Source organism: Microcoleus sp. Pol7_A1, assembly GCF_036701085.1.
GTDB lineage: Bacteria > Cyanobacteriota > Cyanobacteriia > Cyanobacteriales > Microcoleaceae > Microcoleus > Microcoleus asticus.
On the sequence record NZ_JAUBQD010000108.1, the window covers coordinates 4,335 to 11,765 of the forward strand.

Here is a 7,431-nt window from a genome sequence, read left to right on the forward strand (position 1 = left end):
CGAAATTGTGTAAGTAACTCTTTCACCTGGTGCTGCTGCGGTAGTCCCGCTTTTGGTGGTAACTAGGTCGGCACTAGGTGTCAGAGGTGTGGTGAATGTAGCTTCGTTGTTGCCCGGAGTCGGGTCAGGGGTAGCTGAGGTGCTTCTGGCGGTGTTGCTGACGCTGCCGGATGGGGGTGCGACAAAGCTGACTGTGTTGGTGACACTGCCTGTGTTGGCTAAGCTGCCTGCGGCAAAGGTGACAATACCTGTAGCGGGATCGTAGACACCGCCGTTGGAGGCGATTACTCCTGTTAAGCCGGGAACGATGGTGTCGGTAACGGTGACGTTTTCGGCTGTGCTTGGGCCGTTGTTGACTGTCGAAATTGTGTAAGTAACTCTTTCACCTGGTGCTGCTGCGGTAGTCCCGCTTTTGGTGGTAACTAGGTCGGCACTAGCAGCAACAATTGTAGTTGAGACTTGAGAGATTGGTTGGGAACTATTGTTGTTAGCTAGATCTCGGTCGAAAGTGCTGGAGGTGCTATAGGCAGTGTTAGTTAAGGGACCGCCGACTGCCGGAACTATTGCGGTGATGGTACGGGTTTCGCTAGCACCGTTAGCCAGAGTCGGAATCGCCGGCCAGATGACCGTCCTCGTTGTGGGGTTGAAAGTACCGCCGTTGTCAGTGCTGACGAAAGTTAAGCCCTCTGGGAGCGGATCTTGAATCAGGACGCTTTCGGCGCTGTTTGGCCCGTTATTTGTGGAGGTAATCGTATAGGTAATGGTGCTATTGGGTATGGCATAGAGCGGGCCTTTTTTAACAATGGAAACGTCGGCTACGAGTGTAGGGGGCTCTAGACTTTCGACGATGACATTATTAACTTCGTGAATGTTTGTATTTCCCCCTGTCGAAGCAGCAAACCCAAATTTAAAAGTACGTGGCACTGTTCCGTTTACGGTTGCCAAATTTGGTATGTCGATCAGTGTTTCGCCCGGATCAAAGATGCCATTGGTGTTTAAGTCGAAGGCAACTGTCAGACGGTTAGGAGATATTATTGAATTGGCCGGGAATAATGTAATTTGGACGCTTCTTTTAGCAGCAGTGCGAGTGGTTGTATCTTTATTATCTATGCCAATGGCAATAGAAGTGCTTGTTAAAAAATTATAAGATGTGCTTTGGCTGCCTCTAAGTCCTAATGAATCCGGCCGCGGCCCGGGGCCGCCCACACGCCCTCCCGCTCCTCCTTGAGGGAGAGAAAAATTGCCAAACTCGTCTAATCCGACACCTAAATAACCTCCTGAAATACCAAGTGAAGCGGGACTATTATTATTCTGAGCATAGCCGAGAGAGCCACCATATCCTCCCGCTTCTGTTGGCGTAGCTGTTCCGTCAATGAGGAAAAAACTAATGCCATCGGCACCAAGGAGGGAACCATCCCCTTGAGAAGGGACAGTACCTCTGTTATAGGCAAAGAAATCAAAGGTAACTTTCAGACCCTCAGTGGCAGAGATTGGGTTGTTGTAGATTACAAAAGCTGCTTGTGTAAATTCATTTGATGTTAATCTCAAAGTACCTGTTCCAGGTGGATCGCCAGTCCCTAAAGCGGGAATAACGCCGCTGCTGTTGGCTGTACTACCTGCGGTTAAGCCTGGGTTATCTGTAAGGGTGTTGCCAACTCCATATATCCAAGGTCCGATTACTGTTGAATTTTTAAATTCTTCAGCCGCTAAGGTAGCCAGGACTGATGTATAGCCTTCTAGGACTTCTTTTTCAAAGGCTAATTCGGTATTTATTAGTCCTGTAGTAATTTCTAATTTCCAGTCGCCACCTAATGCTGCACTCCCTGTTAAATTATTGGAAGCGGCAATATTTGTCCCTGTTAATTCGCTGAGTTTTTGTATGAATTTAAGGCCGGATTCGCCGGCTGCTATGTTACAGCCGTAAAGTAGAATGCTGCCGGATTCGTTAAGGGCTTTTCCCCACTGCTGCAATTGGTTGCTGTAGGTTTCTAGATTATCAATATTAAGTTCTGTTGAGCCGATTTCTACTGCTGCTTCTCGGCCGTGAGAAACTATGTGCAGGCTATTGATGCTGCTGCGCTGACCCAAAATTTCGGTGATTTGCTCGATCGCCCCCCTGGTTGGATTGAGTACAAATACTTCCGTTCCAGCTTTAATACCACCGATCAATTGCTCGTAGTTTTCTACTCGGGAGTCAACAATCACTAGAGATTTTTTCGCTTCACGCCCTGCTGTAGAGCTTGCTTTTTTTAAAAAGAAGTTTTTTTTAGTGGCAATATTTGTAGATTTAGGTATTTTTACGGCAGAAAAATTCGGCAGATGGGAGATCATTTTCTTTATTCCCTGATTTAGTTATTTGTTTTAGCCTACCCACATTGAGAAAATTCTATAAACACCAAAATATAAATTTTCAATGAATTATTTTTATATAAATAATTTAATACTTACGTATTTTTTTGAGATTTTAGGAAAGAATTGGACGAGGACTGCTGCGGGCGATCGCGGGTCGCTAGGACGACAAATCACCCCAACTCGTAAGCAAGCGTTTTCTGGCTTTGACTGCGCCAGTCAGTTGTTTTTACTGGAGAAGAGGCTATGCGAGAACATGGAGATTTCGATCGCCAATTACTTACGCATTGCTAAAAAAAGGCAGTAATTCCGGTAACGCGAGGCTTCTCAGTACGGTTGTAAGTAGGATTTTTTGTTGAATCTTCACCGTAAGCCAACTTAAAAAAGTGGTTTCCGAGAATTGGAAAATTTTTAATTTTCGATTCGATTTACTACTGTTGGCCATTGACATCGCTGCCAAATTTACTTATATTGAAGCCATATCAAAAAAATATCAGAAATACCACTAAAACATACAAAAATTAACATCGCGTCAGGCAATTTAACACGAGCTAGGAGTTGACAAATTGCATTAATCTATGATTTTAATTTTCCGGTGTCCGCAGCCAAAGGTAGTGAAGCGATCGCAGGATTTGAAAATTGAACGCGAGATTAGGTCAAAAAATTATTTCAAATACTAGGGTGAGGTGGTTTGTGCTGCGTGCGTACCCTAGGGGAGAGGCGGAAAAATAGAGGGTGGCGCGATCGCACTTTCTCCGACTGCGCCACCCCCAATTCCGCACTTTTTAAACGTTAGTTAATATCGAGTTCCCGCACTAAAAAAGCCCATTCATCTGCCAATTCTTCAATGATTTTCGCAGTGGGTTTGCCGGCACCGTGTCCCGCTTTGGTTTCAATGCGAATTAACACCGGTTTTTCTCCCGCATGGGTTTCTTGCAAAGCAGAAGCAAACTTGAAACTGTGGGCCGGAACTACTCGATCGTCGTGATCGGCAGTTGTAATCATTGTCGCCGGATAAGCCGTTCCCGGTTTGAGGTTGTGCAACGGAGAATAGCCGCGAATTGTGGAAAATTCTTCGGGATTTTCCGGCGAACCGTATTCAGAAGTCCAAGCCCAACCAATGGTAAATTTGTGGAAGCGCAACATATCCATGACGCCGACTGCCGGCAGTGCTGCACCGAACAATTCCGGCCGCTGAGTCATGCAAGCTCCCACCAATAAACCGCCGTTGCTGCCGCCTGCGATCGCCAATTTAGCAGGTTTGGTGTACTTGTTTTCGATCAACCATTCAGCGGCGCTGATAAAGTCATCAAACACGTTTTGCTTGTTCAACTTTGTGCCTGCTTGGTGCCATGATTCGCCGTACTCACCGCCTCCCCGCAAACAGGCGATCGCATAAACTCCGCCCATCTCCAACCACACAACATTGCTAACAGAAAAACTCGGAGTCAGCGAGATGCCAAAACCACCGTAGCCGTAAAGGTAGGTGGGGTTGTTGCCATCCAACTGCAAGCCTTTCTTGTGGGTGATAAACATGGGTACTTGCGTACCGTCTTTACTCGGGTAAAATACTTGTTTTGTCTCGTAATCCTCGGGATTAAAATCGACTTTTGGTTGCCGATAAATCGTACTTTCATCTGTCACCATATTGTAGTGGTAGATGATGTTAGGTGCAGTGAAACTGGTGTAAGCATAAAAAGTTTCGGTGTCGTGCCGCTTGCCGCCAAATCCTCCCGCCGAACCGATTCCGGGCAAGGCCACTTCTCGCACGAAAGAGCCGTCTAAGTTGAAGATTTTAATCTGGGTGTAAGCGTCTTTCAAGTAGGAAGCGACAAATTGATTGTTCAGGAGATTAATGCCTTCGAGAGTTTCTGCTGCTTCGGGGATAATTTCTGTGAATCCCCCGTGAATCCCCTCTTTGCAGGGGGATTCACGGGCGGTTTCATCACCAGCGAGTGATGAAGGAGGTGGGTTGTTGGTGTCGATCGCAATTATGCGGCCCAGCGGTGCATTCAAGTCTGTTTGAAACCAGAAAAGAGAACCGTCATTGTCGATGAAACTGTACTCAGCCTCGAATTCGCTAATGAGTTCTACAACTGTTGATTCCGGTGCCGTTAAATCCTTGTAGAAAATCAAGTTTTTCGTTTCCGTTCCCTGCCAAACAGAGATAATTAAGTAACGACCATCTTCGGTGACGCCGCCGCTAAATCCCCACTCTTTCTGGTCTAATCGCTCGTAGATTAATACGTCTTCACATTGCGGCGTGCCGATTTGGTGGTAAAACAGTTTTTGGTAATAGTTAACGTCTTCTAGTTTGGTTTTTTCGTTGGGTTCGTCGTAGCGGCTGTAAAAAAAGCCTTTACCGTCGTGAGTCCAGGATGCTCCTGAAAATTTAATCCACTTTAAATGGTCTGATAAATCTTCGCCGGTTGCCACATCGCGGACTTTCCATTCCTGCCAGTCGGAGCCGGAAGTTGACAAACCGTAGGCCATAAGTTTGCCGTCTTCGCTGATAGCTACCCCACCCAAAGCAACGGTTCCGTCTTCTGAGAGAGTGTTGGGGTCAATTAATACTTTGGGTTCGCCGTCGAGGGATGTCAAAGTGTAGAGTACGGATTGATTTTGCAGACCGTCATTCTTGTAGTAGAAATAGCGATCGCCTTCTTTGAAAGGTATGCCGTATTTCTCGTAATCCCAAAGTTGAGTCAGGCGCTGTTTGATTTTTTCCCGCGCCGGAATTTCGTTGAGGTAGGCAAAAGTAACTGCATTTTGGGCTTCCACCCAAGCTTGGGTTTCCTCAGAGTCGGGATTTTCCAGCCACCTGTAGGGGTCAGGTACTTCGACGCCGTGGTAGTCGTCTGTTTGGTCGATTTTGCGGGTTGTGGGGTAGGTGAAAGGTCGATCGAATTTAGCCATGATTTTTCACTATCGGTAACTTAGTTTAGTGTAGCCTTATTATCTGTTGTTAGTCCGCTGTTAGTTCGCGCAGGCAGACTTCGTTTGCATAGGATCGGTTTCAGCCGCCGAATAATATTGAAGAACTAATCCAACTCTCTCCTTCCTTCCAAAGCGCGAGCCAATGTAACTTCATCGGCATATTCCAAATCTCCCCCCATCGGCAAACCAAAAGCTATGCGCGTCACTAAGGTAAAAGGTTTTAATAAGTGACCGATATAAAGAGTAGTAGTTTCGCCTTCCACGCTGGGACTAATAGCAATAATTACTTCCTTAATCTTTTGCTGGCTGACGCGCCGGACTAATGGTTGAATGTTCAATTGTTCCGGGCCAATTCCATCCATCGGCGAGATAACGCCACCAACAACGTGATATTTGCCCATATATTCCCGCGTTTTTTCTAAAGCGATTACGTCGCGGGATTCTGACACTACACAAATGGTATGACTGTCGCGGTTGGTATTGCGGCAAATTTCGCAAACAGGGTCAGCAGATAAGTGAAAGCATACTTGACAGAAACCTACTTGCTGTTTGGCATCAATCAAAGATTTAGCTAGGGCTTGCACTTCTTCTTCCGGTCGCTTCAAAATATGTAAAGCTAAACGCTGGGCAGTTTTTGGGCCGACTCCGGGCAAGCGCTGCAATTGTTCGATTAAACGAGCTAAAGGTCGAGTGTACATTAAAAATTGGCGGTAATTGGTAATATCATTTCTGGTTGATTCGCGATCGTATAATTGGCGCGATGTAGGGGCGGGTTTTACCAACCATCTATGTTTAAAACTAAGTATATCATAAACCAGCCCCGCCCATACAATGATGACTATTGACTAATTTACCCTCCACTAATTTTAGCTTTATAGCCTAACTTTGTGATGATTTCTAGCAGTTTTTGCTTGTGTTCGCCTTGAATTTCGATTTCATTTTCCTTGACAGTGCCGCCAGTACCGCATTGGGCTTTTAGCTGTTTGGCTAGAGTTGCTAAAGTTTCGGGTTTTCCCTGAAAGCCGCTGATAACTGTAACAGTTTTGCCGCCGCGTCCTTTTCGGGATGCTTCAATTTTGAGGTTTTGTTGATTTGGGGGGACTTCTTGTATTCCTCGTTCGAGGGCGGCGGAGTTGTCAACATTGCCAAATTCGGAGTAAACAATTCGTTTTCCTGATTGGTTATTGCTATCGGAGTTTTTGGGTTTTGATGTACTCATAGTAGTTTGGTGTTTGGAGTTAGGCAGGGTAGCCGATGAGTCCGGCAGTCCAGCAGGGGTTGAAACCCCCGCCTCATAGCGAAAGTCCTCGGTCGAGGACTGTAGGATGTGTTTGAGAATGGTTGATTTAGATGAGTTTTCAGGGAAGATAATCTATGAGATTTACAGTTGGTTTTGCAGAGATTGTACTTGATATTAGCAGTCAGTTTTAACTGACTTTAGCTATGAGACAGGTAATTCATTCCCTGGCAGGCTTAAGGACGATCGCAAATTTCCCGGTTTTGATTGAATTATATCGTTTAAGGTTGTTTTTGGAGGATTTAACCGCAGAGGGCGCTGAGGGCCCTGAGGAAGAGATGAGAAGGATGGATAATTCCGATCTTAAGGGATTTGATTTGAGCGGGAGATTTAATTTTATCTACAATAGTGGACGCACTGCGACCAAAGAAATCGGGTTTTTTACCTTATCTGCGCCCTGCAACGAAATATTCTCGTAAAAACCCAGATTCTGACCACCCTTGCGTAAATCCTAATCTCGTAAGTGCGATCGGATGCAAGCGTAAAAAACCCGACTTCTTCAAGGAGTTGGGTTTCTAAGTTTTTCATGTTTCCATTCAATTAGTTTCCCCAGCGAGTGAGGAGATAACGAAAGAAAGTCCTAAAGAAGCTAAAGATAGAGCAATGTTTTCATTCAATTAGTTTCCCCAACGAGTGGGGAGGCTTCCATAATACATCCCATACAGCGCAACGTGTCCAGAGGGAATTTGCGATCGCTCCCAAAAATGTCTGTAAGTAGGTCGGCGAGAAAAAACAAAACTATGTTAAGATACATAAATAAAACTCTAGTTCTAGTGGGGTAACTAATATATGGGCGCTCGATTAAGAGTATTTCTGACTCAAAAGCAAGACAAAACCCTATTAAATCT

The 7,431-nt window shown here is 45.5% G+C and carries 4 protein-coding genes; all 4 read right to left on the bottom strand.

Going from position 1 to position 7,431, the window contains the following annotated elements; translation table 11 throughout:
- Positions 1–2,205: DUF4347 domain-containing protein (locus tag QUA20_RS30630; RefSeq protein WP_333194046.1), on the bottom strand; the 2,205-nt coding region annotated here is incomplete at its 3' end.
- Positions 2,206–3,141: 936 nt separating this feature from the next.
- On the bottom strand, positions 3,142–5,265 hold the full coding sequence (locus tag QUA20_RS30635; RefSeq protein WP_333194047.1) for a prolyl oligopeptidase family serine peptidase: 2,124 nt from the start codon (positions 5,263–5,265) through the stop codon (positions 3,142–3,144).
- A 125-nt stretch (positions 5,266–5,390) separates the two neighbouring features.
- Positions 5,391–5,984 carry a recombination mediator RecR gene (recR, locus tag QUA20_RS30640; RefSeq protein WP_172187730.1) on the bottom strand — a complete coding sequence of 198 codons (594 nt, stop codon included), beginning with the start codon at positions 5,982–5,984 and terminating at the stop codon, positions 5,391–5,393.
- A 152-nt stretch (positions 5,985–6,136) separates the two neighbouring features.
- A complete protein-coding gene (locus tag QUA20_RS30645; protein WP_333194048.1) occupies positions 6,137–6,505 on the bottom strand; it encodes a translation initiation factor in 369 nt (122 codons plus the stop codon).
- Positions 6,506–7,431: the final 926 nt, after the last annotated feature.